Genomic DNA, 22195 nt, shown 5'->3' on the forward strand with positions numbered 1-22195 from the left:
TTACGGACTTACAAAGCCCAATAGCTTCGTTAAAAATATTTAAATTACCCATTTAGTCATTTAAGTGACTAATTAAATAAAAGTCTTCAATTTAAGTCTGTAGCCTTTAGTAAATCAGTTTATAAATCTATTTAAGACTCATTAACTGGCGACTCGCTAGCAGGCGTAATTATTCCAAAATGTTGGTAAGCTAATTGAGTTGCTACTCGGCCTCGAGCAGTACGCATTAAAAAGCCTTGCTGAATCAAATAAGGCTCAATAACATCTTCAATAGTTCCTTTCTCCTCACCAATCGCCGCAGCAATACTTTCAACGCCAACCGGCCCGCCCGCAAATCGCTCTATAACAGCAAGCAATAGCTTTCTATCCATCACGTCAAAACCATGCTGATCTACATCCAACATTTTTAAAGCAAGCTTGGCTATTTCTAAAGTTATTATCCCTTTTCCACATACTTCAGCATAATCACGAACTCGTCTTAAGAGTCGATTAGCAATACGTGGAGTACCACGTGAACGCATAGCAATTTCTTGTGCACCCTTATCATCCGTGGTAACTTTCAATAAGCGTGCTGAACGCGATACAATCTGTGTTAATGAGTCAATAGAGTAAAACTCTAATCGCTGTACAATACCAAAACGGTCGCGTAAAGGCGAGGTCAATGACCCTGCTCGGGTTGTTGCGCCAATTAAAGTAAACGGTGGAAGTTCTAATTTTATTGAGCGCGCAGCAGGACCTTCGCCAATCATAATATCAAGCTTATAGTCTTCCATAGCTGGATAAAGTATTTCTTCAATGACTGGATTTAAGCGGTGTATTTCATCAATAAACAATACATCATTTTCTTCAAGGTTAGTCAACAGTGCTGCAATATCGCCCGCCCTTTCAAGAACAGGACCTGAGGTTTGTTTTAGATTAACACCAAGTTCATGGGCAATAATTCCAGCCAGTGTTGTTTTTCCTAACCCCGGTGGACCAAAAATTAAAACGTGATCAAGTGCATCACGTCTATTTTTTGCTGCATCAATAAAAATACGCATTTGCTGGCGAACAGCCTCCTGCCCAATGTAATCTTCAAGGCATAAAGGACGAATAGCGCGTTCAATTGCATCCTCTGTTGGCGCAGCGTTAGCACTTATTAAGCGATCACTTTGCAGCATAGTTTTTTAAATCTTTAGAAATTTATTTGGCTGCATTCTAGCATACTTCTTTAGTAAGGTTGATGGTCTTTTTGTATTTCTTTTGCTAAGGACTGACTAAGCTTGATAATGAATAAAATCTAAATATTAAAGTTTCTATAACTGATTTAGAAGTAAACTTATATTGGAAAAATTGGAGACCAAATAAACTTTTTTTCTTATATTAACTGTTCAGCTGCAGATTAAATACTAGCGCTTGTAACTTAGTAGCCCCAATGTATAAGTTTCATGTCCTCTATTGAGAATTCAAATAATTTTGAATTTCATACAATATCAGACACATTAATCACGGCAATAAATTGGGTCCTAGACTTTATTTATTCATCGTATTAAGGACTTGTTTTATAGTTGTTTGCGAATCACCCAAGACCTTTCCTTTTGATTTAGAAACAAAGTGTTGAAAAAATCTATGTATTGATTTTCCTTGAGACGCAGGTTTTATAATTGATTTTGCCTCATCTTGATAGTTTGGTTGTAAAGTTAGTTTTTTTATGTGTTCAGGTTTCTTTTGTTCAGAAAAATTATTAATTATATTTTGCGCTCGATTATATCCTAGCTCTGCAGCTACTTTTTTTAAAGCGTAAGCTGTATTGTCAAATTCACCATTTTTTATGGTAGATAAATTATTTGATAATTCAAATAATAATTCAGGAAAATTGTTGGGGTATGCTGCTGATTCTTCAAATAAATGTAATGCACAAATATTTAATTTTACTAATAATTCATTAAATTCGTTAGTTTTATTGTTAAAAAGAAGAGCATAAGCTTCTAAAATCATTAACTTTAATGCTTCTAATGTAAAATTTGGTTTAGTACTTAACTTTAATTGAGAATGAGTATCCTTAGAAAGATTTAGTGCTTTAGATAAAATATTAATTGCTTTGATATTTTTATTTTCTAGAGCAATTTGGAAAGCATCTTTATTGTCATCCCCTTTTTGGTGAATATCTATATCAGGAAGAGATAATAACGCGTCTGTTAAGCTAAGCGTATAACTACTTTTTACAGTTTCAGGTAGCAAGATACTATAGCTTTGTGATAATTCTCGATTAGTGGGTAAAAATAAGATGACTTTTCTAGCAAAATCTAAATGTAAATCCTCAGAACTTGTAGAACCAAATCTAGTTATGATTTTTATACACCATTTAAGGATATCTACTCCTTGAGATTTAAAAGAAAGGTCAATTTGACCAGAAGTAAGCCAGAATTCAATTTTTTTTAAATCCCTTATTCTTTCCGAGAAGAAACAAAACTCTTTTTCAGCTTCACACCAAGTAGCAATAAAAGTTTTACCTTGTTCATTTACCATATTTAAGCTTATACCTTTTATTTTTAATAAGGTATCAATCATATTATGATCTCTAACACTGCCTGCCTTAAAAAGAGTAGAAATTATATACTGATTTTCATCTGGTAAAGCCATAATTGTCCCTTAAATCACTAGATTTATTTAGATAACTTATTGATAAATTTAATAAAATTATTATACCTATCTTAGTATATTTTCTCAATTAATTTTAATGCTCGATAATCATTATTAGTTAGCTGATCTGAAAAAATAATTAGAACTTTATTTTTTTCATAACTTATTAGCTTTAAGAGAAAAAAAAGGCCACAATCTAAAATTATTTTGTGTTTCTGATATCTAATTTCATCACTAAATTGATTATTCAAAAACCACTCATTATTTGAAAAAAATAACTTTATAACATAGGAGTATGGGATAGGATTAGCATATATAGAGATAAGGGTAATTATTAAATAAAAAACTAAACTGCTTTTAATAAACCACCACAATTGACTATTAAGTACCATATAAGCAGAAAAGGAGTAAACAATAACACTTAGACGTAAATAAATAGTTGATTTATTTAATTCAATGATACATCTGGATAAGTTCGACAAGGGCTAATAACTCCTTATTAGCTGGTTTTTCACTGCCCATTAACCAACAGTATAATTCGGGATCAGCAGTAGTAAGTAAGTGCTCAAAAGCTGTGATTTGACTAGCTGATAACTTCTCTAATGATTGTTCAATAAAACGATTTAGCAATATATCAAGCTCAAGCATTCCTCGCCGACATTGCCACTTAATTTTAGCTTTACGCACCTCATCAATCATTGTCTTTTCATTGTCAAAAGCAGTTATCTTACACTAAACTTTGTAACTATCGCAATTAAGAATTAGCTTACTTATGAATCAAATGAATTATGTTATCAATACCCGCCCTTATACAATTTTCTCTGAATATAAGCATGAGTTATTATTAAAAAAAGACAAAAATTATCTATTTGATTTAGCTTATTTAGCTGTGCTTAACGTTGAAGGCAATCAAGCTGAAACTTTTTTACAAGGGCAACTTACCTGTGATGTTCGAAAAGTTAATCTTCATACTATGCGTCAGGGGGCTTTGTGTAATCTGAAAGGACGTATCCAGGCCTTGTTAGATGTCATTAAGATAGCAAACTATCAGTTGATTTTACCTAAAGACTTAATTGCTGCTACGTTAATCAGTTTAAATAAAGCGGCCATGTTATCGCGGGTTAAGCTAGAGGTTAACACTAATTACAGAGTTTATGGCTTTTATTTAGGTAATTCAGAAGAACAATCACCCATTATTCTTAATCTACCTAAAGAAAAAAATGCCTTAACTGTTCATAATGATAATTATTATTATTGTATTGAAGAGAGCTATTTTATAATTCTAAGTCCTGTAGCCAACCATGACTCTTTAGTAGCGCCTTTTATAAGCACTCAACGATTTCAAGGCTCTTTAGCTTGGCATAGGCTACAAACTGGTATAGGCAAAATTGAAATTTACCCTGACACACGCGGTCTATTTTTACCTCATAGAATTGAACTTCACCAACAAGGTTATATTAGTTTTGACAAAGGCTGTTATAAAGGACAAGAGATTATTGCTCGTACTCATTATCGAGCTAAATTAAAACATCGTTTAGCGGTTTTCAGAATTCAGATACATACACCAATAAATGCTGGAAATAAACTTTTTGATTTAAATCAGCGCGAAGTTGGTGAAATCATTGATTATTGCCCTTTAGACGCTAACGAATTTATAATCGTTACAAGCATTTTGATTGACCATCCTAGTGAAGTAAATATAGAGGGCGTACCGACAATTATATCCTTAAGAACTAATTTAGATTAGGATATATTTACAAATTTTTAAGTCTTTTATGCTCAAAGCGGAGGTGCATTTGCGCCCTTTTAGAACGTTGTTGGACATGGATATCCAACATCGAGCCGGAGAAATGGTTTCGGCGTTTCCCAAAAGGGAGCAAGGGTAGCTCTGCCTGCCTCGAGCTAATGGCTTGGCCAAATAATTTGTTGGGCCAAGGCCCAACCTACTAAAATCAATCTATATTAATTTACTACTGTATCTTTCTCAGACATTTGTATGGTAGTTTGAGTAAGCGCGAGTAATTCGCGAATTGCCACAAAAAACATAGTGTAGTTAAGCGTCGTTGCTGAACGCAAATCAGTTAATATATGTCGCCATCTATTAATAAGGCTTCCATGTTGCTCAGTCCATTCTCTAAAGCACGCCATATAATCTCGTTTTTCAGCGCCTAATTTGATGATACCGGCAGTCAATTGCCGTTGTTGCCAATCTAAATCATCTCGTAGCGCTTCTCTTGATAACGATTCCCAATTATTTTCAGCAGGATGGGCAATAACCTGATTACGAATCCATGCTAAATCTAAGAATTCACCGATTCCAAAATAAACTTCAGCAATACTGGTAACGCTGATATCAAGCTCTTGCGAAACTTCAATGATATCCATTGCAGAAAATAATGGTTTAGTTAAAGAAAGCTCATGGGCGAGACTGGGTGAAATACCTAATTCTAAATATTGATTTAGAGATTCTTCATATTGAGCACGATTATTTTCACTAAAAATAGTAGGAATTGCGCTTTTTAATTCAATTACTCCAGGGGAATAATTTTTAACTGCTTTACCAATATTTAGACGCATACGCTGATTACGTAAGAACCAGCGGGTAACTCGTCTTAATAAACGAACATAAAGCATGACCAGTTCCATTTGCTTTTCAGCAGTTACAATAGATTCAATATTTTCAATTTGCTTCCAAGCATTATCTACTTCAAGTACGCGGCGAGCAATCATATACGCACGTACCACAGCAGAAATAGGAGCACCCGTCTCATCTTGCATTCTATAGATAAAAATAAAACTCATCTCATTAAGAATGATATTACTTAATTTCGTTGCAATAATTTCTCGCTTTAATGGATGCGCTTGCATTTCTTTACTAAAACGTTCTTGCAAAGGTTTAGGGAAGTAATTAACTAATAAGCCTTTAAGATAAGAATCTTCTGGCACATCTGAAGCTAAAATTTGCTCTTTTAAAATAGTTTTACTGTAACAAAGGAGCACTGCTATAGTGGGAGGCGTTAAGCCTTTCCCTAAGAGTTTACCTTCCATCAATAATTTTTCAGTAGGAATAAACTCAACTGATCTATCAATTTTACCTGTACGCTCTAATTCGTTAATATAACGATTATGCATTTCAAGCGCCCGTAAACCTTGCGATGCCGTAAGACTAATTGCACGTGTTTGCACAAAATTATCAGTAAGCACTAGCGCTGCAACCTCATCAGTCATTTCACTTAATAACTCATTACGTTGTTTAACGGTTAAATCACCCGCAGCAACAATACTATTAAGTAAAATTTTAATATTGACTTCTTTATCTGAACAACTTACGCCCGCTGAATTATCAATAAAATCGGTATAAATAAGCCCGCCATTTAAAGCATATTCAATCCTTGCCATCTGAGTTAGGCCTAAATTACCTCCTTCAGTAACTACTTTACAACGTAATTGATTTGCATTAACACGAGTAGCATCATTAGTGCGATCGCCAACATCAATATGACTTTCAGATTGAGCTTTAACAAAAGTACCAATTCCAGCACTCCAGAGTAAATCAACTCGTGCCCGTAAAATGACTTTAATCAACTCATTTGGCTCAATTTCGTTTACTTTAATATCCAATAACTGTTTCATTTCTTTGCTAACAGGAATTGATTTTGCGTTGCGATTAAATACACCACCACCTTTAGAAATGAATTTCTTTTGATAATCCATCCAAGTTGAGCGAGGCAAGTAGAATAAACGCTCGCGCTCTTTAAAGCTGATTTCAGGATCTGGTTGGGGATCAATAAAGATATGAACATGATTAAAAGCTGCTACTAATTTAATACGTTTAGAAAGCAACATACCGTTTCCGAACACATCTCCCGACATATCACCAATTCCAACAACAGTAAAATCAGTCTTGCTAATATCTACATTCATTTCGTAGAAATGACGTTTTACTGACTCCCAAGCACCTCTCGCTGTAATACCCATTTTTTTATGGTCATAACCCACAGAGCCACCAGAGGCAAACGCATCACCTAGCCAGAAATCATATTCTAAAGAAATAGCGTTAGCGATATCAGAAAAAGTTGCTGTACCCTTATCAGCAGCAACAACCAAGTAGGGATCATCTTCATCAAAACAGATAACGTGAGGTGGTTTAACAATAACACCATCTTTATAATTATCCGTGACATCAAGTAAGCTGCGTATAAATAATTGATAGCAGGCAATAGCTTCAGCTTGTATTTCCTCTCTATTCCCTGTAGCTGGTAGACGTTTAGGGACAAAGCCACCTTTAGCGCCAGAAGGTACAATCACAGCGTTTTTAACTTGTTGAGCTTTCATAAGCCCTAAGATTTCTGTACGAAAATCTTCACGGCGATCAGACCAGCGTAAACCTCCACGAGCGACTTTTCCTCCACGTAAATGAACCCCTTCAAAACGTGGCGAATAGACAAAGATTTCAAACATAGGATAAGGTTTAGGTAACCTTGGAATTAATTTACTATTGAGCTTAATAGCGATACAGACTTTATACTTACCTTGATTATCGACTTGGTAGAAGTTAGTTCTTACCGTGGCTGTAATAGCCTGAATATATTGTCTAATAATTTTATCTTCGTCTAAATTTGATACATCATCTAGTGCTTTAAGGATTTGGTTTAATTGATCTGTAAATTGGATATCGCGAGTAGTTGATTCTTGTGGATTAAAGCGAATTTCAAATAATTGCACTAATTTTCTAGCGATAGCAGCATTATTGTTAAGAGCAGTCTCTATATATTCCTGACTGAAGGTAAAACCAATTTGTTTAAAATATTTAGCATACGTACGTAAAACAGCGACTTGCCGCCAATTTAGCCCTGCCCCAAGTACTAACTGGTTAAATCCATCATTATCCGCTTCACCAGTCCATACACGTGCAAATGCATTTTGAAAAAGATCTTTTATCTCATCAATATCAAAAGTCATATGTTTGGTATATTGTAGAGCAAAATCATTAATCCAAGTTATTCTACCGTCTTCAAATTTTAAAACATACGGCCTTTCACTGATAGCACGCATGCCTAAATGTTCGACAATTGGTAATACATCAGATAAAGGAATGGTAATATCATGCTGATAAATTTTTAAACGGAAATTATCAGCCAACTCATCCATTGGCCGATAGAAATTCATAACTAATGGATTATCTTCTGAAAGTGCTTCGATATGTTTAATATCATAAACAGCAGTGCGAGCAGTAAAATTATCGCGATAATTACTTGGAAATGCATTTTTGTAACGTGAATAAAGTCGATTTGCCACTTCCTCGCCAAATGCTTCTGCAAGGAAATGAAGTAGATCGTCAGGCCAAGAACGGCCTATTTCAATTAACTTTCGCTCAATTTCTTTGACATCCCATTGCGTACTATCTTCTGGATTAGTTCTAATTATAAAATGAATACGAGCTAAAATAGATTCCGTAAAGGTTGTAGAAAAATTAATGTCAATAGCATGAAAGCTTTCTTCTAATATTTTTTGCATGGCATGACGCAACTCAGAAGTAAAGCGCTCTTTAGGTACATAAACTAAACACGATACAAAACGTCGATAAGGGTCTACACGCACAAATAGGCGAATACGCCGCCGTTCTTGCATATAATAAATGCCCATAGCAATTTCTAACAACTCATCTTCCGAGGCTTGTATTAACTCATCACGCGGTAATGTTTCTAAAATATTTAATAATATTTTACCGGCATGACTACGGGGTTCTAAGTTAGAATTTTTCATAACTTGCGCCACTTTATGGCGTAAGAAAGGAATATGCTTAGGATTAGTGTTATAAGCAGCTGACGTGTAGAGGCCAATTATCCGCCGCTCACCTATTACCTCGCCTTTTTTGTTAAACCGCTTAACCCCAATATAGTCGGTGTAGGTGCGCCTATGTACTGTTGCTTCTGTATTAGTTTTAAACATTACCAATATCCGCGGCGATAGCGTTAATTCACGTGCTTCAGGGGTCATGGAAGAAATACTACGCGCGTTCGATTTGCTTAAGCTAGGTCTTAGAACACCTAAACCAGTTTCTGGTAAAGGTTGAAGAACCACCTCATCACCTTTTTTAGCAAGCTCATAATCTCGCACCCCTAAAAATGTAAAGTGATGATCTTCAATCCACTGCAAGAAAGCTTTCGTTTCTTCAGCTTCGGCAGGATCAAGTACGCCCTTGAGTTGATCAATTTCTTCGATAGCCTCACAGACCTTTTTACGCATTTCTGGCCAGTCTTCAACCACTGCTTTATTATCATCTAAAACGCGTTCAATATTGCGATGTAATTCTTCAAGAATTGCAGGATTTGTTTGCCTATCAATTTCCATAAAGATAGAAGCTTCTACTAAGACACCTGTCTTCTTTTCACTATCATGAGGTAAAACAGCGATAAGTTGATTGCTTTTATCTCTTTTAACGCATAGTCCACCTAAATAAATCACTAAATGAGAAACAAGCCCTAAACGCGTAATCACCATACGCAAGGAATCAACTAAAAAAGGAATATCTTCTGTTAAAATTTCAACTACTGTGTGTGTCGTTTGCCAACCATGGCGCTCAAATTCAGGATTATAAATTCTAACCTTGGTTTCATGAGGCGCTCGGTGCTGCATGAAAGCCCAAAAATTAATAGTAGCACCATATAAGTCATCAATATCCCACTCTTGAAGGTCGTCTAATGCTACGGTACCTAAAAATTGCTGAACAAAAGCAGCGCATAGCTCAGCTTGCTCTGCATTCATTTTTTGCTTTATTTTAGCTAGTACTGCCTCAATAATTAAAACTTTACCTTCTTCAAATTTGTAAGACATTCATTCACCTCATTAGGCATGAAAATAAATTGTGCGAATTATATATCGTCGCTGCAAAGTGGTATATATAAAGCTCTTATAAATTATTAATTTTTAAACAGATGATTTTCTACTTTCAAGCAAACTATTAAAAGTAACTATTTAATTATTGTAGCTTATTATGATTTCTTATTAACAAGCTTCTTCTATAGTAAAGCTATGCTATTACTTTGCCAACAGGTATAGCAATTATTCAATACAAACAGGTGCATGATACTTTACCCATTGAGCAAAACTTATCACATCTTTACTAAGCATTCGTATACAGCCATGAGAGCTTGGTGTAGTCATATCAATTTCATCTGGTATTCCATGAATATAGATATAACGTTTCAAAGTATCAACACTACCGCCCTTATTACGCCCCTCTTCTAATCCTTCTAACTGAACAATACGTGTTAAAATCCAATCTCGAGTAGAATTGATATAAAGCTCGGGTGAATAAATTTCCCCTGTCCACTTTCGACCGATAAATATACTATTTATATCTGCATCCATACCAATGTGTGAGTACACACGATGCCAGCCTCTAGGGGTGCATTCGCTACCCTCTAACTCACCTAAACCATTTTTTGCTGTCGAAACAGGATAACGCATTACCAGTTTATCATTATCATAACAATATAATTGTTGTTTTTTCACTGAAATGAAAACAAACTGCTGAGTCATTTACCTGCCCCATATAATTAATATTTATTCAGAGTGACGTCCAACGATTTATCTGTTTAATAATTAAGCTTATTTGCTTTACTCATAAGCTCAAATAGGTTAGTACGAGGAAGAGAGCCTATTTGATTGAAATTGTTTTTGTATTAACAAATTCAAGAATTCCCTCTCTTGATAATTCTCTGCCATAACCAGAAAATTTCACTCCTCCAAATGGTACCCTTGGATCAGAGGCAACAAAAGCATTTACAAAACAAACACCTGTATTAATATCATTTTTAGCAATTTTTTCGCCCTGTTCTAAATCACTGGTAAAAACTGCAGCCGCTAAGCCATAACGACTATTATTAGCTAAGGCAATACCTTCTTCTTGACCCTTACAGCGAATAATAGCAATAACAGGCCCAAATAACTCCTCATCAAAAGCAGGCATGCCTGGTGTTACATTTGTAAGAACTGTAGGTGGATAATAATAACCCTTTCCAGAAGGAATTTTGCCTCCTGTAATTAATACAGCTCCTTTATTGATACTTTCTATTACTTGCTTATGTAACGTATCGCGTAAGTCTTTGCGAGCCATAGGCCCGAGTTTAGTAGCAGGATTAGCTGGATCGCCTGTTATGTAATTAGGTAATAACTCTAAAATTTTTGCCACTAATTCATCTTCAATAGCTTCTTCAACGATGATTCTCTTAGCCGCAATACAAACCTGTCCACAATTATTAAGTCGTGAGGCAAGAATATTTTGAGCAGCAAGTTCAATATCAGCATCAGCAAGAATAAGGTATGGGTCATTACCACCTAGTTCAAGAACTGATTTTTTTAAATTACTAGCAGCAAGTCCTGCAACCAATCGACCTGTTTTTTCACTGCCTGTAAAACTTAAAGCAGCAATTTTAGGATGAGCAATTGCCTTAGCTGTCGTTTCATTATCTAAAATGGCGTGCTGGAATAAATGCGGTAAAAACCCGGCCTCACTAAATAACTGAGCAATCGCATCTCCTGCGCCAATCGAATTAGGCGCATGCTTTAAGATAGCTGCATTACCTGCCATTATGGTTGGCGCAGCAAAGCGAAAAACTTGCCAAAATGGGAAATTCCAAGGCATTATAGCTAAAATAACACCAATAGGTTCATGCGCCACAAATGTTTTCGACATTTCAGTCTGTACGGTTCTTGGCTTAAGGAATTCTTCTGCATGCTCAGCATAATATTGGCAAACCCAAGTACATTTTTCGATTTCAGCTTCACTTTGCCTTATAGGCTTACCCATTTCCTGGGTAATAATTTTACTTAATGCCTCTTTCTTTGCCTGAAGCAGATTAACAAGATTAGACATTAATAAGCGCCGCTCAGCAAATGGCACACGTCGCCATTCTTTAAAAGCCATATAACCTTGTTCAATTAATTGATTCATTGCTGCTTCATCATGTTCAGCATAACTTTTTAACACCTCTTCGGTGACAGGATTAATAGTTTGAATAGCCATAATTGATCCTTAATGAATTATTTTACAGTTTAGACTAATGCCTAGCTGAAGCAAATAAAAGGTAATAAAGCAGTCAACAATATAAATAAATTCAAAAATTCTAGTACTAAGTAACTTAAATTAATTAATTTGAGTAATAAACTAGCTCAAGTTTCTGTAAATTCTTGCGTATTCGATTTAATTGTTGTTACTATTTTGCGTGCTGAATTATTTGATCTTTATTTAGTTTTAAATTTAGAAAAACTAAACTTATTTTATATATAGAGAAATTAATTTAAGCAGTTTGTTTAATAATAAATTTTTAATAAGAAGTTGATAAATAAAAATTTTTATGACTTTATTTCACCTGACAAAAACGGTAATTTATATTCTTTAGCTTGCCTTAAGAATCAAGAATTTTTAAGCTGTTTTTGCTTTACTGAATCTGGTAAGCAAGCCGTAAGCTTCAGAAAACAGTGAGGCATTCAGGCGTAGTGTTCACAGCGTATGCTTGATTCTTGGTGGAAGGTTGGATTTGAGGGCAGTTTGAACTAAAATCTTGCTAAAAAAAACGCAGTGTAGTTTTCTACATGAGTATTTTGAAGCATTATTTCTGTTCAAAAAGCGCCAAATACAGCTTTTCGGTGCATGGGGTATGAACGTGTACGCTCAGGCTTATTGAGAAATTATAAAATTTTGCCTAACTATTAGGTTATTAGAATTATTTAAAAAGGCTTAAGATAAATAATGACGAATAAAACGCTAGCCTATCATCCTGCCCATTACCTATTTGCTTGGGCGGTGCATGCCTTTACAGCAAGCGCTGCCTGCGCTGGCCTTTTTACCCTTGTCAAAATTTACCAACACGAATATGTACATGCTCTTTGGTTTATGGCCATTGCTGTTGTTATTGACGCAGTTGATGGAACACTAGCTAGACTAGTGGGTGTTAAGAAAGTATTACCAAATATCGATGGTGCGCTACTTGATAATTTAGTTGATTATTTAAATTATGTAATTACACCTTGTTTTTTTCTTTTCGCTAAAGCAGATATGCTACCCCATGATTTAGCAATTTTAATTATTATCGCAATTATTATTACTTCTTCTTACCAGTTCTGCCAATCTGATGCAAAGACACCAGATCACTTTTTTAAAGGGTTTCCTTGCTATTGGAATATTGCTGTTTTCTATATGTTCATTTTAAATACAACCATGAATACTAATGCCTTAATTTTACTAATTCTTTGTATTTTAATCTTTGTCCCCATAAAATATGTCTATCCTTCTCGCCTAGATTATCTTACTGAATCAAAAGTATTAAAAATATTGATGCACTGTTTTTCACTATTATATGGCATATGCTCAGCCGTGGTGTTGTGGTCATATCCTACGATTAATAGACTTTGTCTAGTTCTATCCTTAGGGTATATTATAATGTATTTAGCTTTAAGTATTTATAGAACTTATTCGCCTATGCTACTTTCTAAGATTGCGGCTTATAAAGATTAAATTATCTAAAATTAATAATTTTAATCACTAAAACTACCTACCCTGCAAATAGCCATTGAAAATACTTACAATCCCATTAAAATAACATTATTACTAAAAGTGAAAGAGTCTCATGCTAATAAATAAATCAATTTTATGGGTTGCGTTGCTTACAGTACATACTATAACTTACGCTAGTTTTCCGCGTGGTTGTGAAGTGACAGGCTTTGGTTATTACGGTACTAATCTTGTAGTCAATGATAAAGGCGGGCAAACATTTTATTTAATACAAAATCGCAGTGATCATGCTATTGAATTAAGGCGAGTTGAAACAGAAGACGTTTTTATGAGCCCGTCGCTAACGGCTAAAATTGATGCTAAGTATTGGGCCGCTTTTGCGTCTGATGTACAAAATTTGAATTTTCAATGTTTTTCTGTAAAAGATAATGCTACTAGTCCTGTTGATTGTCGCGATGTTTTAGATGTCTGTCAGTATCCTCGTGTAAAATTTGCATTAAGTAATATGGGAAATTACTGGGTTGCTGTTAACAACTCACAACGTACTGTTATTAACGAAGCAACTGCTAAAGGTATTTACCTTCGTTGGTAAGCTGCAGTTAAGCTACACTATCAATACTAACTAAATTATTTAGTGTAGCTTATTTATTGCCAGAAACTAAGTACAAAGGGATACAATGCTAAAAAAGGACATTGTTTTTCTGATAATAGGTATTTTAGGTGCATCAATTTCTATCATTGGCTTAACACAAGCGAGAGCTCCTTTATTCTATGTCGTGGGTTCATCATTATTATTTATTACAGCAAGTCATTTTAAATTAATTTTTTTTATAGCGCTTGAAATTATTTTAATGGCAGGCCATGGTGCAAAATTATTGAATATAGGCCCAGTTTTACAAATGGCTATTCCTATATTACTTTGCGTACAATTATTAGTTTTTTATCTTTTAAGTGGTAAATTATATAATATTTTCTTAATTATAGGGATTGCAGGTATTGCAGCTTTATCTATTGGTCTCTCTTATGAGGATCAATGGATATTTTTTTTCGGTAGTTTAGCAATAGCCATTTTTGCTTATTCTTATTTTTATAAAAAACCGCCCGTATTAATATGGGCAGTTATGAATACAATTTTTGCATTAACGGCACTTTTTAAAATTATTTTTTATAGTTAATTAGGGTGAATAAATGGCTAAAACAGCTTCTAAAATGGTACCACTAGGTAGTCAAGCACCAGCGTTTTGCTTACCTGATGTTATTAGTGGAAAGACTATTAGTTTAAAGAAAGAAGAGGCAGTTAAATGTACGGTAATTATGTTTATTTGCAATCATTGCCCTTATGTTAAGCATATTAATCAGGGGTTAGTGCAGTTAACAAACAGCTATCGAGATAATGTACGCTTTATTGCAATTAACTCTAACGATATTGAAAGTTATCCTGATGATTCACCAGAACATATGAAGGCAACTGCTTTAAAAGAAGGTTATTCTTTTCCTTATCTTTTTGATGAAACACAAGAAATTGCAAAAGTTTATCAAGCAGCCTGTACACCTGATTTCTTCGTCTACGACACTAATTTAAATTTAGTTTATCGAGGTCAATTTGATGATTCTCGCCCTGGCAATCAAATTCCTGTTACGGGTGATTCTTTACGTCAAGTAATTGATTGTATTTTAAATGATAAGCCTATTCCTGAAATTCAAAAACCAAGTTTAGGATGTAATATAAAATGGAAAGATTAGCTAAAGATTATTTGATTTTTTGAGTAAAATGATAAAACTTGGGCCAGACTTAATGGTCCTACTTAAATGGCTCTGTCATTTGCGGAAATCTAACTTAATACTTGCAGCGTGCCTGTATAGAAATAAATAGATTCCCGCCTACTACGCGGGAATGACAAAACTATTCTTAAGTAATTACCATCAAGTCAAAGCCCAGCTTACTTATTTTGCAGAAACAATTTGCACTTGAACTTGAGCAACAATATCACTGTGCACCTGAATATCCACAACGTAATCGCCTACTGAGTGAATTGGTCCATTAGGCAAAGAAATTTCACGTTTACTTACTTCAATTGATTTAGCAACTAAAGCATCTTTAATTTCATTTGCACCAATTGAGCCATAAAGCTTACCTTCATCACTAGCTAGCGCAGAAATGACTACTGAAGTATCATTTAACTTAGCTGCACGTTGTTCAGCTCGTGCTTGATCTTGCTGAGCTTTCTTTTCTAATTCTGCACGACGTTTCTCAAAATATTCAATATTTTTCTCTGTCGCAAAAACAGCCTTGTTCTGGGGAATTAAATAATTCCGACCATAACCTGCTTTGACTTCAACTTTATCACCTAAATTTCCTAAATTTCTTACTTTTTCTAATAAAATAACTTCCATCATTTACCCCTTAATTCTTGAATTTTTGATCTAAAGATAAGCGTAACCTTAGATCAATTAAGCTATCTAATGAACCGAAAAATACATATACTGGCAACATAATATAGGGTACGATTATAAGTGGTACAAATAAAAGAAAAATAGTAACTAGATCTCTTTTTCTGGCCATTATATTAAAAAACAAACTAATCCCAGCTAACATTAGATAAACAACTAAAAGCGGTAAACAACTAATGGCAACTGGATTATTTTGATATACCCCGAAAGCCGCAATGATTAATAGTAAAACGCCAATACGATTTGCCCGAAAGGCAAGCATTTCTTTTCTAAACCCACCTGGGTAAAATAGCAGCGACTGAATTTCTCTTGCTAGCATGAGCGAGGTTAATGCAGAAAAAACCAAACTTAATACTTTAATACCCAATAAAGAATTAATAATCAAACTAGGATTGGCACGATACTGATTTTCAAGTATTTGTGCCATAGTATGATTTGAGTCTACTTCTTTTACTGCACCAAGTAATAAAGTATATTGCTCCTCGGCATAATTTGGTAAAAACTGATGTATTAAACTTATACCTAATATTGCAGCAATGAGTATACAAAATACCACTATTTTCCAATTTGCCGTTGCTCTTAATAATACAGCCGCGCTATAACCAAGTACAAATGTTATTAATGTTATAGACAGTGTATGTTCTAAAGCAATGTTAAATTGGTAAGAAATGTAGGTTGCAATAATGCCACCCATGAATACCTTAAAGCTCTTAACTCCGCCATTTCTTAAAGTAATTAAAGTGATTACTGTTAAAGCTAGCCAAGTAGTTAGTGACGTCAAGGCTAGTATTGTAGCTACAAAAAAAGCATAGTATTCATTTTTTAGTAGATGTTGGCCTTGATTACGCAAAAAGGTATTCATAAATTTATTTATCGATGACTATCACAATAAGGTAATAACCCTAGAAAACGAGCTTGCTTGATGGCTAGCGCTAATTGTCGTTGGAAGCGAGTAGGCACACCCGTAATTCTACTAGGTACAATTTTACCAGTTTCAGTAATATAATTTTTCAATAAATTAATATCTTTATAATCGATTTCACTAGCGCCTTCAGCCCCGAATCGACACATTTTTTTACGACGAAAATAAGTTGACATCTTTGGTTCTCCTCCTCTTAAGCTGCTCTAGAATCTTTTTCTTTATCTTTATCTTTTTTCATCAATGCAGATTCACCAGTTATAGCATGCTTCTTAAGGATGATTAAATTACGGAGGATGGCATCATTAAATTTAAAGGCATTCTTAAGTTCATCAAGAGCAGCTTGATTACACTCAATATTCATAAGAATATAGTGTGCTTTATGAACATCTTTAATTGAATAAGCCAATTGACGTCGACCCCAATCTTCACGGCGATGAATTATACCGTCATGCTTTGTGATGATACCTTCATAACGCTCAATCATACCAGGTACCTGTTCACTTTGATCAGGGTGTACTAGAAAGACAACTTCATAATGTCTCATGTATTCTCCTTATGGATTAAAGCCTTCTTGCGGGCAAGTAAGGCAAGGGATTAAAAGGGGCGATTTTATATTATTTTTGTGCAGGGAGCAAACTTCCTGATTGGCTAACCAACTTAATTAACTTTTATTTAGATTATCTTTAGTTAATTCTAGCAAATTTTATATATTAGTTTTCTAGCTCTTATGTAATTTACCTTTTTTTTGTAAATAAATTATAAGCAAAAATAGATAAATTTTATTCAATATGATTATAAATTTAACTATTAATTCATTCATAATAAAAAAAGATCACTTTGTTAATATTTTATTAAGTTATTTAACTTAGAATGGCGACAAGTTTATTCTTTAATTGATTAATCAGTTATGTCTAAAAAAAGTCGTCAAAAAAAAATATTAAATGATAAAATTAGATTCATCAGAATTACCTTACAAAATCGTCTAAAGAATTTATCGGCTTTTAATCTGGATACAAAAGAAGGACTCTACAACGCTATTAATATTTTAGAAGCTGATCTGCATTACTCAGCTCGCGTCATAATTCCATTAGTTGATTGTTTACCCGCAAAACTTTTATATAAAGGGGCTATGCCTAAAGGGTATCTTAAGACGTTAACAATGTTAAAAAGCTGTTTAAATGCTGATGAGATTAGTTTAACAGAGCAGACTAAGCAGAATGATGATAATCTAGAAGGCGGGAATTCTGAGATTGCACTACATGAAGTACCTTTATTTGAAACTACCCAGCTTATAAAATGGCAGGATGATGGACATACTAATCAATTAAATCGTCTTGTTATTGCAATTAAGCACGTTGCTGAACATAACAATAAAAGTGACTATATTAAAATAGATGATATTCTTAAAGATATTCGCAAAATCTGGCAGGTAGCTAACCTTCCTTTTCCACCCGGATTAAATAAAAACTCCAAGTATACTCGTGAAAGTTCTTATTATGATTTTTATTGGCCTCTTCTTAAAAAAGCGATAAAAAAATATGCGGAAATCGAGGGATTTTCTTTTGAGAGTCTTGATTTAAGCGGTAAGAAACTTGAGCAATTACATTTAATTATGTTTAAGACCTCACTGAATAAAAATAATTCTGAAGTTTTAAAAACTAGTGAAGGCGCTACTAGTACTGCTGATACATCAGCTACCAAACTAATGAAGCCCTTAAAACGAGTGCCTTCTGATGATCTAGACCGAATTACAGATTCTTTTGATGTACTTAATAAAGCTATCCATGTAAATTATGATAAAAAAACATTTACTAAAAATGCTATTACTAAATATCTAGAGGTATCAATAAATTTGGCGCATGATACCATTCCTAGCATTTTTGTAGGTAGATTGTTTATCGGCTGCGGCTTCGCTGGAATGACTTTAATGAGCACAGACCCTACCGTTCCAGAAAAAGCTCGAGCTTCCTTCCAAAAGCTGAAAGATTATGAAGGCCTAACTAATCATAAGCCACTTTTTCTTGATACATTACTTATTTCTGAATATGAAACAGGTCATTGGACAAGTGCAGACCATAGAGCTGAGCAAGAACATCCTCTACTTGAAATAGCAGGTAACGCTAATGCAGGTGATTTTATTCCCAAAGAACAAAGTATAGAGCGTAATAAACGAACTAATACTCGCCACCTATTTTATAACAATACTGTTAATATGGCTTTAAAAGATACGCCACCCCCCTTATTTGGCGTAAGAGTTGAAACAGTGGAAAAGAAAGCCAATCACCAGGATGACTGGAGTAAAGAGGCTTCTAGTTATAATGTTCGTGTTAAAGCTACTATTTTCTCTCTTAAAGGTAGTAATACTGTCTATATTTATGCACAACTCATGGAATTTGCGCTTGGGATGGGCGAAGGACAAAATATCTCTTTTGAAGATGCACTTGAGTATGAAAGAAAACGGATTAATCATACTACTTCTACAAGTCATGTACCGCAAACTACAGGAAAAAGCTTACTAGCCCAACATTCTACTTATAATAGCAGGAAAGGATTTACCCCAATCATTCATGGTAACAATTTTGATTTAAGTGATCGGGAAAGACAAACGACTGCTGAGAGTAAAACTAAACGAGTAGTTATTATAGGCGGCGCTGGGGGCGCTGCAACAGCTTATCGAATCTCGGTACTTGGTACAGACAAAAGTGGTTATAGATTACAAAATGATCGCGGTGAATTTTTAGAAGATGGAAAAGGAATATCACTTAATCATCATGTAAAAATCTTTGCTCGAGGTACAGTTAGTTACCGCAATTTAGCTAAACAAGCAACCGAATCTTTTGAATATGCCAAAGCAAAAAGCGCATTATATGAAGGATATTTTCTTATAGGTATTCGAGTTGAGCAAGATGAAATTGTATTGCGTTTTCATAAGCGAGTTGGTGCCGTAGCCATAGACAGACAGGTAGCATTAAATATTAAAGAGCAGGGAAAACAATATGAAACTGAAATAGTAGAAGATAATGGTGAATTTTATTATTTAAACTTACATGAAGAACGCTGTGATCAGCTTATTTCGGGCATGGGCCAAGATGCTAGTAAAATCAGATCGTTAATTCTTAATGAAATAACTGAAGATGAATTAAAGATTGAACGCGGTTACGATGGTCATTTTGTCTGCTTAGCCACTAACTGTGAAAGTGTTCGCTTCCATGGTGCTATGGCAGGCAATATAAGTCGAAAATTTACTGAAGATTTAGCAGATAGCTTACGTAAAAGCAACCTTCCTCGTAATGGCAATGATCAAAATATTATGCCTTGCGTTTTAGGAAAGCTATTTTCATTCTTCTCTGCTCGTAATAATCATCCTCGTCGAGTAAGTTTCAATGTTAACACTTGCTTTCTTACTCGTGGTGATTTAAGGGAGCAGCCAACCGAGTTTCAGCAATTTTTAGAAGCTGCAGGGCTTAATAAAAACGAGGCAGACAAATTTATAGAATTTTTATTGAAGCAGCGTATTGCGGATATGAGCGGAGCAGGCATTTCCCGTCAGAGACTTCAGCAATATCTTTATGATGCTAAGCTCTCAAAGAGACTAAAGATTATTTCTTCATGTAGTATTACTGCCACAGAAATTTTAATACAAGAAAATAATATAAGAAATTCACCATGCTTTTAGGAAAACAACTTGAAGTTAAATTTTTTTCCAAAGAATATGTTAATAAAGCATTTTTTTCTGCTAGAATGGATTGTGTTTCTTTAAATGGCCAGGTTACTATATTAAAGAAACCCTATATTAATAGTTTTAACCATGTTAGGAATTATAAATGAGTAATGAGATTCCTCTAACAAATATAGACTTCAATAAACACCTTAATTTTTCTCAATTAAAAGCGGCAGTGCAGTCTGGCAATGCTTCTTTTGTAGCCTTTTATTTAGCTCAACCAGATTGTCCATTAAGTGACGTACTGGAGGACATAGGTTACCCTGATGCCGATGGTTACAATCCAACGGTGGTTCATAGCTTACTTTATGAAGCTGTGCCACATCCTGCTGTTTTAAAATTACTGCTTAAAGATGGCCGTTTTAATCCCAATGCAAACAATAAAGATGCATTCTATCGCTGTCTACTTTCAGGGTCGATTGAAGGTATAAAACTTTTCTACGAAGATAAGCGATTTTCTTTTCCAGAAGATGCATTAGTTAAAGCAGCTGAGTTAGGTGGTAAAGAGGTTATAGAGTTTTTGTTAGAACTAGATGAATCGGAAGACCATAACCTCTTTCTACCAGAAACAAAAGATGATGCATTAGATATTGCTTTAGATAAGAATGATAATGAAATTTCCGAAATAATAATGAAATATCTTGATAATAGTCCGCGATCTGCTTTGTCTCCGTAATTGTTATCAATTATAAAGCTAGATTAATGTACTTAATATGCTAATTTCCTAGGTTTATCTCAAGCCCTTTGCTATAACTCTTTGGTTCTTGCAAAAATATTGCTTTTAAACATTCTATAAGCTATAAAGCTTTTTTAATATGAGAGTTTATATGGATATCATTAATGTTAACTTTGAAGAAACTTTAAAAATAACAATAGATAATAAAAGTGTTTTACTTGTAGCTTTTAAAACTCTAGAGTATGGCAATATTAAATTTGGTATTGAAGCTCCCCGTTCTGTAAAGGTTCACCGAGAAGAAATTTATCAAGCTATTCAATTAAAAGAGAAGTTGGGTGAAGTTACTTAGCTTTAACTCTGTAGAACGACCAGCACTGTTCTGCTCTGTAATAACGGGATTATTAATATGTATACTTTCAAGTATAGTTTTATATATTAACGCTCACTATTATCACTATATGGGCAATAATTATTTCCCACCTTTTGCTTTAGAAGCTGGTTTTTGCTTATGCCTTATTTTAATTGGTCTGCGTTTACAATTTGCCAATAATAATTATTTTATTGAACTTACACAGGCATTTGCTGGTATTTACTTTACTATGTTCTTTATTGCTCTGGCGACTAATGCAATTCAATATAGTCCTTTCCCACCTATTGATAACTATATCCTTGCTTTAGAATCAAAATTGGGAATTGATTTACCAGCAATGATGGCCTGGACAGCTAACTATCCTAATTTTAAATTAATACTTGGGCTGTCTTATGATAGCCTGGCTTGGCAAATGGGTTTTTTACCTTTATTAGTCACTTTACTTGCGCAATTTCCTAAAGTTTGGGAATATTTTTGCTTGTTATTAATTTCTGCTTTAATTGGCTTTACTTTTTACTATTTTTTTCCGACGACCGCGCCGGCAAGTATTTTAAAAAGCCCTTACTTTTTACCTGATCAATACATTACTGGTATAAAATTTTTTCAAATCCATAATCATCAAATACCAAGCTCATTAGAAGGCGGCTTAATTGCTCTCCCTTCTTATCATGCCATCTGGGCTTGGTTATGTCTTTATTTAGTTCGGAGTATAAAGCCTCTGTTTATATTATTAACCCCTGTTACATTTTTTCTAACGTTAGCTTGTGTCTTACTAGGCTGGCATTATTTACTTGATATAGTTGGTAGCGCAATAATATTGTTAGTTACCTATTTTATTTATTATACCCTTAAGAAAAAAAAGTTTTTTAACCGCATACGCCTTGCTTGATTGCATTTGAGTGAATGCTTACAAA

Annotated in this window: 20 protein-coding genes; 9 read left to right on the forward strand and 11 right to left on the reverse strand. The window is 34.3% G+C overall.

All coding sequences use genetic code 11. From position 1 onward, the window contains the following. Positions 1 to 131 precede the first annotated feature (131 nt). The 4 genes from ruvB to ACNVED_RS09095 all read right to left on the reverse strand — a co-directional run bounded on the left by ruvB (position 132) and on the right by ACNVED_RS09095 (position 3318). Positions 132 to 1160: a Holliday junction branch migration DNA helicase RuvB gene (gene ruvB, locus ACNVED_RS09080; protein WP_419418707.1), complete on the reverse strand. Its 1029-nt coding sequence runs from the start codon at positions 1158 to 1160 to the stop codon at positions 132 to 134. A gap of 352 nt (positions 1161 to 1512) precedes the next feature. Then, the gene (locus ACNVED_RS09085) at positions 1513 to 2622 is read right to left on the reverse strand and encodes a hypothetical protein (protein ID WP_419418708.1); all 1110 of its coding nucleotides are present in this window, start codon (positions 2620 to 2622) and stop codon (positions 1513 to 1515) included. Between the two features lie 71 nt (positions 2623 to 2693). Continuing rightward, positions 2694 to 3104 (reverse strand): protein YgfX, encoded by a 411-nt coding sequence (locus ACNVED_RS09090; protein ID WP_419418709.1) that lies wholly within the window; start codon positions 3102 to 3104, stop codon positions 2694 to 2696. Next, on the reverse strand, positions 3076 to 3318 hold the full coding sequence (locus ACNVED_RS09095; RefSeq protein WP_419421165.1) for a succinate dehydrogenase assembly factor 2: 243 nt from the start codon (positions 3316 to 3318) through the stop codon (positions 3076 to 3078). Before ACNVED_RS09095 ends, ACNVED_RS09090 begins: the two co-directional genes overlap by 29 nt. Before the next feature lie 85 nt (positions 3319 to 3403). Here ACNVED_RS09095 and ACNVED_RS09100 point away from each other — a divergent pair, with 85 nt between their 5' ends. Next, a complete protein-coding gene (locus ACNVED_RS09100; protein ID WP_419418710.1) occupies positions 3404 to 4369 on the forward strand; it encodes a YgfZ/GcvT domain-containing protein in 966 nt (321 codons plus the stop codon). A 215-nt stretch (positions 4370 to 4584) separates the two neighbouring features. Here the strand turns inward: ACNVED_RS09100 and ACNVED_RS09105 are convergent, their stop codons facing one another. From ACNVED_RS09105 to ACNVED_RS09115, 3 genes are all read right to left on the reverse strand, one after another. Beyond that, positions 4585 to 9459, reverse strand: a complete 4875-nt coding sequence (locus ACNVED_RS09105; protein ID WP_419418711.1) for an NAD-glutamate dehydrogenase — start codon at positions 9457 to 9459, stop codon at positions 4585 to 4587. A 228-nt stretch (positions 9460 to 9687) separates the two neighbouring features. Next, positions 9688 to 10167, reverse strand: coding sequence for a L,D-transpeptidase family protein (locus tag ACNVED_RS09110; RefSeq protein ID WP_419418712.1), 480 nt, complete (start codon positions 10165 to 10167; stop codon positions 9688 to 9690). 118 nt (positions 10168 to 10285) lie between these two features. Next, complete coding sequence (locus ACNVED_RS09115) at positions 10286 to 11653, reverse strand: NAD-dependent succinate-semialdehyde dehydrogenase (RefSeq protein WP_419418713.1); 1368 nt, start codon at positions 11651 to 11653, stop codon at positions 10286 to 10288. Positions 11654 to 12379: 726 nt separating this feature from the next. On the opposite strand from ACNVED_RS09115, the gene pcsA reads away from it, so the two are divergent. From pcsA to ACNVED_RS09135, 4 genes are all read left to right on the forward strand, one after another. After that, positions 12380 to 13144, forward strand: coding sequence for a phosphatidylcholine synthase (gene pcsA, locus ACNVED_RS09120; protein ID WP_419418714.1), 765 nt, complete (start codon positions 12380 to 12382; stop codon positions 13142 to 13144). A gap of 112 nt (positions 13145 to 13256) precedes the next feature. Further along, the gene (locus tag ACNVED_RS09125) at positions 13257 to 13733 is read left to right on the forward strand and encodes an enhanced entry protein EnhB (RefSeq protein WP_419418715.1); all 477 of its coding nucleotides are present in this window, start codon (positions 13257 to 13259) and stop codon (positions 13731 to 13733) included. Between the two features lie 85 nt (positions 13734 to 13818). Then, positions 13819 to 14316 (forward strand): hypothetical protein, encoded by a 498-nt coding sequence (locus ACNVED_RS09130; RefSeq protein ID WP_419418716.1) that lies wholly within the window; start codon positions 13819 to 13821, stop codon positions 14314 to 14316. Positions 14317 to 14329: 13 nt separating this feature from the next. Continuing rightward, entirely contained in the window at positions 14330 to 14884 is a 555-nt protein-coding gene (locus ACNVED_RS09135; RefSeq protein WP_419418717.1) for a thioredoxin family protein, read from the forward strand. A gap of 201 nt (positions 14885 to 15085) precedes the next feature. Here the strand turns inward: ACNVED_RS09135 and rplI are convergent, their stop codons facing one another. Genes rplI through rpsF form a run of 4 tightly spaced genes read right to left on the reverse strand, consistent with a single transcriptional unit; the run spans position 15086 to position 17058 of the window. Continuing rightward, the gene (gene rplI / locus ACNVED_RS09140) at positions 15086 to 15535 is read right to left on the reverse strand and encodes a 50S ribosomal protein L9 (protein ID WP_419421166.1); all 450 of its coding nucleotides are present in this window, start codon (positions 15533 to 15535) and stop codon (positions 15086 to 15088) included. 10 nt (positions 15536 to 15545) lie between these two features. Next, positions 15546 to 16454, reverse strand: a complete 909-nt coding sequence (locus ACNVED_RS09145; protein ID WP_419418718.1) for a hypothetical protein — start codon at positions 16452 to 16454, stop codon at positions 15546 to 15548. 8 nt (positions 16455 to 16462) lie between these two features. Continuing rightward, entirely contained in the window at positions 16463 to 16690 is a 228-nt protein-coding gene (gene rpsR / locus ACNVED_RS09150; protein WP_419418719.1) for a 30S ribosomal protein S18, read from the reverse strand. A 17-nt stretch (positions 16691 to 16707) separates the two neighbouring features. After that, on the reverse strand, positions 16708 to 17058 hold the full coding sequence (gene rpsF, locus ACNVED_RS09155; protein WP_419418720.1) for a 30S ribosomal protein S6: 351 nt from the start codon (positions 17056 to 17058) through the stop codon (positions 16708 to 16710). A 363-nt stretch (positions 17059 to 17421) separates the two neighbouring features. Here rpsF and ACNVED_RS09160 point away from each other — a divergent pair, with 363 nt between their 5' ends. The 4 genes from ACNVED_RS09160 (at position 17422) to ACNVED_RS09175 (ending at position 22170) form a co-directional block, all read left to right on the forward strand. Continuing rightward, the gene (locus ACNVED_RS09160) at positions 17422 to 20190 is read left to right on the forward strand and encodes a hypothetical protein (protein ID WP_419418721.1); all 2769 of its coding nucleotides are present in this window, start codon (positions 17422 to 17424) and stop codon (positions 20188 to 20190) included. 148 nt (positions 20191 to 20338) lie between these two features. Further along, positions 20339 to 20911 carry a hypothetical protein gene (locus ACNVED_RS09165; protein ID WP_419418722.1) on the forward strand — a complete coding sequence of 191 codons (573 nt, stop codon included), beginning with the start codon at positions 20339 to 20341 and terminating at the stop codon, positions 20909 to 20911. A gap of 151 nt (positions 20912 to 21062) precedes the next feature. Continuing rightward, on the forward strand, positions 21063 to 21260 hold the full coding sequence (locus tag ACNVED_RS09170) for a carbon storage regulator (RefSeq protein WP_419418723.1): 198 nt from the start codon (positions 21063 to 21065) through the stop codon (positions 21258 to 21260). Continuing rightward, complete coding sequence (locus ACNVED_RS09175; RefSeq protein WP_419418724.1) at positions 21247 to 22170, forward strand: phosphatase PAP2 family protein; 924 nt, start codon at positions 21247 to 21249, stop codon at positions 22168 to 22170. Before ACNVED_RS09170 ends, ACNVED_RS09175 begins: the two co-directional genes overlap by 14 nt. The last annotated feature ends 25 nt before the right edge of the window (positions 22171 to 22195 follow it).

Origin of the sequence: Legionella sp. D16C41 (assembly GCF_048541585.1) — a bacterium.
Lineage (GTDB): Bacteria > Pseudomonadota > Gammaproteobacteria > Legionellales > Legionellaceae > Legionella_C.

What these genes read in the sequence shown, in the direction of transcription:
- rpsF (WP_419418720.1), bottom strand. Translation starts at nt 17,058, where the DNA reads ATGAGACATTATGAAGTTGTCTTTCTAGTACACCCTGATCAAAGTGAA.
- pcsA (WP_419418714.1), top strand. Translation starts at nt 12,380, where the DNA reads ATGACGAATAAAACGCTAGCCTATCATCCTGCCCATTACCTATTTGCT.
- ACNVED_RS09170 (WP_419418723.1), top strand. Translation starts at nt 21,063, where the DNA reads ATGGATATCATTAATGTTAACTTTGAAGAAACTTTAAAAATAACAATA.
- ACNVED_RS09135 (WP_419418717.1), top strand. Translation starts at nt 14,330, where the DNA reads ATGGCTAAAACAGCTTCTAAAATGGTACCACTAGGTAGTCAAGCACCA.
- ACNVED_RS09115 (WP_419418713.1), bottom strand. Translation starts at nt 11,653, where the DNA reads ATGGCTATTCAAACTATTAATCCTGTCACCGAAGAGGTGTTAAAAAGT.
- ACNVED_RS09130 (WP_419418716.1), top strand. Translation starts at nt 13,819, where the DNA reads ATGCTAAAAAAGGACATTGTTTTTCTGATAATAGGTATTTTAGGTGCA.
- ACNVED_RS09085 (WP_419418708.1), bottom strand. Translation starts at nt 2,622, where the DNA reads ATGGCTTTACCAGATGAAAATCAGTATATAATTTCTACTCTTTTTAAG.
- ACNVED_RS09160 (WP_419418721.1), top strand. Translation starts at nt 17,422, where the DNA reads ATGTCTAAAAAAAGTCGTCAAAAAAAAATATTAAATGATAAAATTAGA.
- ACNVED_RS09100 (WP_419418710.1), top strand. Translation starts at nt 3,404, where the DNA reads ATGAATTATGTTATCAATACCCGCCCTTATACAATTTTCTCTGAATAT.
- ACNVED_RS09105 (WP_419418711.1), bottom strand. Translation starts at nt 9,459, where the DNA reads ATGTCTTACAAATTTGAAGAAGGTAAAGTTTTAATTATTGAGGCAGTA.
- ACNVED_RS09110 (WP_419418712.1), bottom strand. Translation starts at nt 10,167, where the DNA reads ATGACTCAGCAGTTTGTTTTCATTTCAGTGAAAAAACAACAATTATAT.
- ruvB (WP_419418707.1), bottom strand. Translation starts at nt 1,160, where the DNA reads ATGCTGCAAAGTGATCGCTTAATAAGTGCTAACGCTGCGCCAACAGAG.
- ACNVED_RS09125 (WP_419418715.1), top strand. Translation starts at nt 13,257, where the DNA reads ATGCTAATAAATAAATCAATTTTATGGGTTGCGTTGCTTACAGTACAT.
- rpsR (WP_419418719.1), bottom strand. Translation starts at nt 16,690, where the DNA reads ATGTCAACTTATTTTCGTCGTAAAAAAATGTGTCGATTCGGGGCTGAA.
- rplI (WP_419421166.1), bottom strand. Translation starts at nt 15,535, where the DNA reads ATGGAAGTTATTTTATTAGAAAAAGTAAGAAATTTAGGAAATTTAGGT.
- ACNVED_RS09145 (WP_419418718.1), bottom strand. Translation starts at nt 16,454, where the DNA reads ATGAATACCTTTTTGCGTAATCAAGGCCAACATCTACTAAAAAATGAA.
- ACNVED_RS09165 (WP_419418722.1), top strand. Translation starts at nt 20,339, where the DNA reads ATGAGTAATGAGATTCCTCTAACAAATATAGACTTCAATAAACACCTT.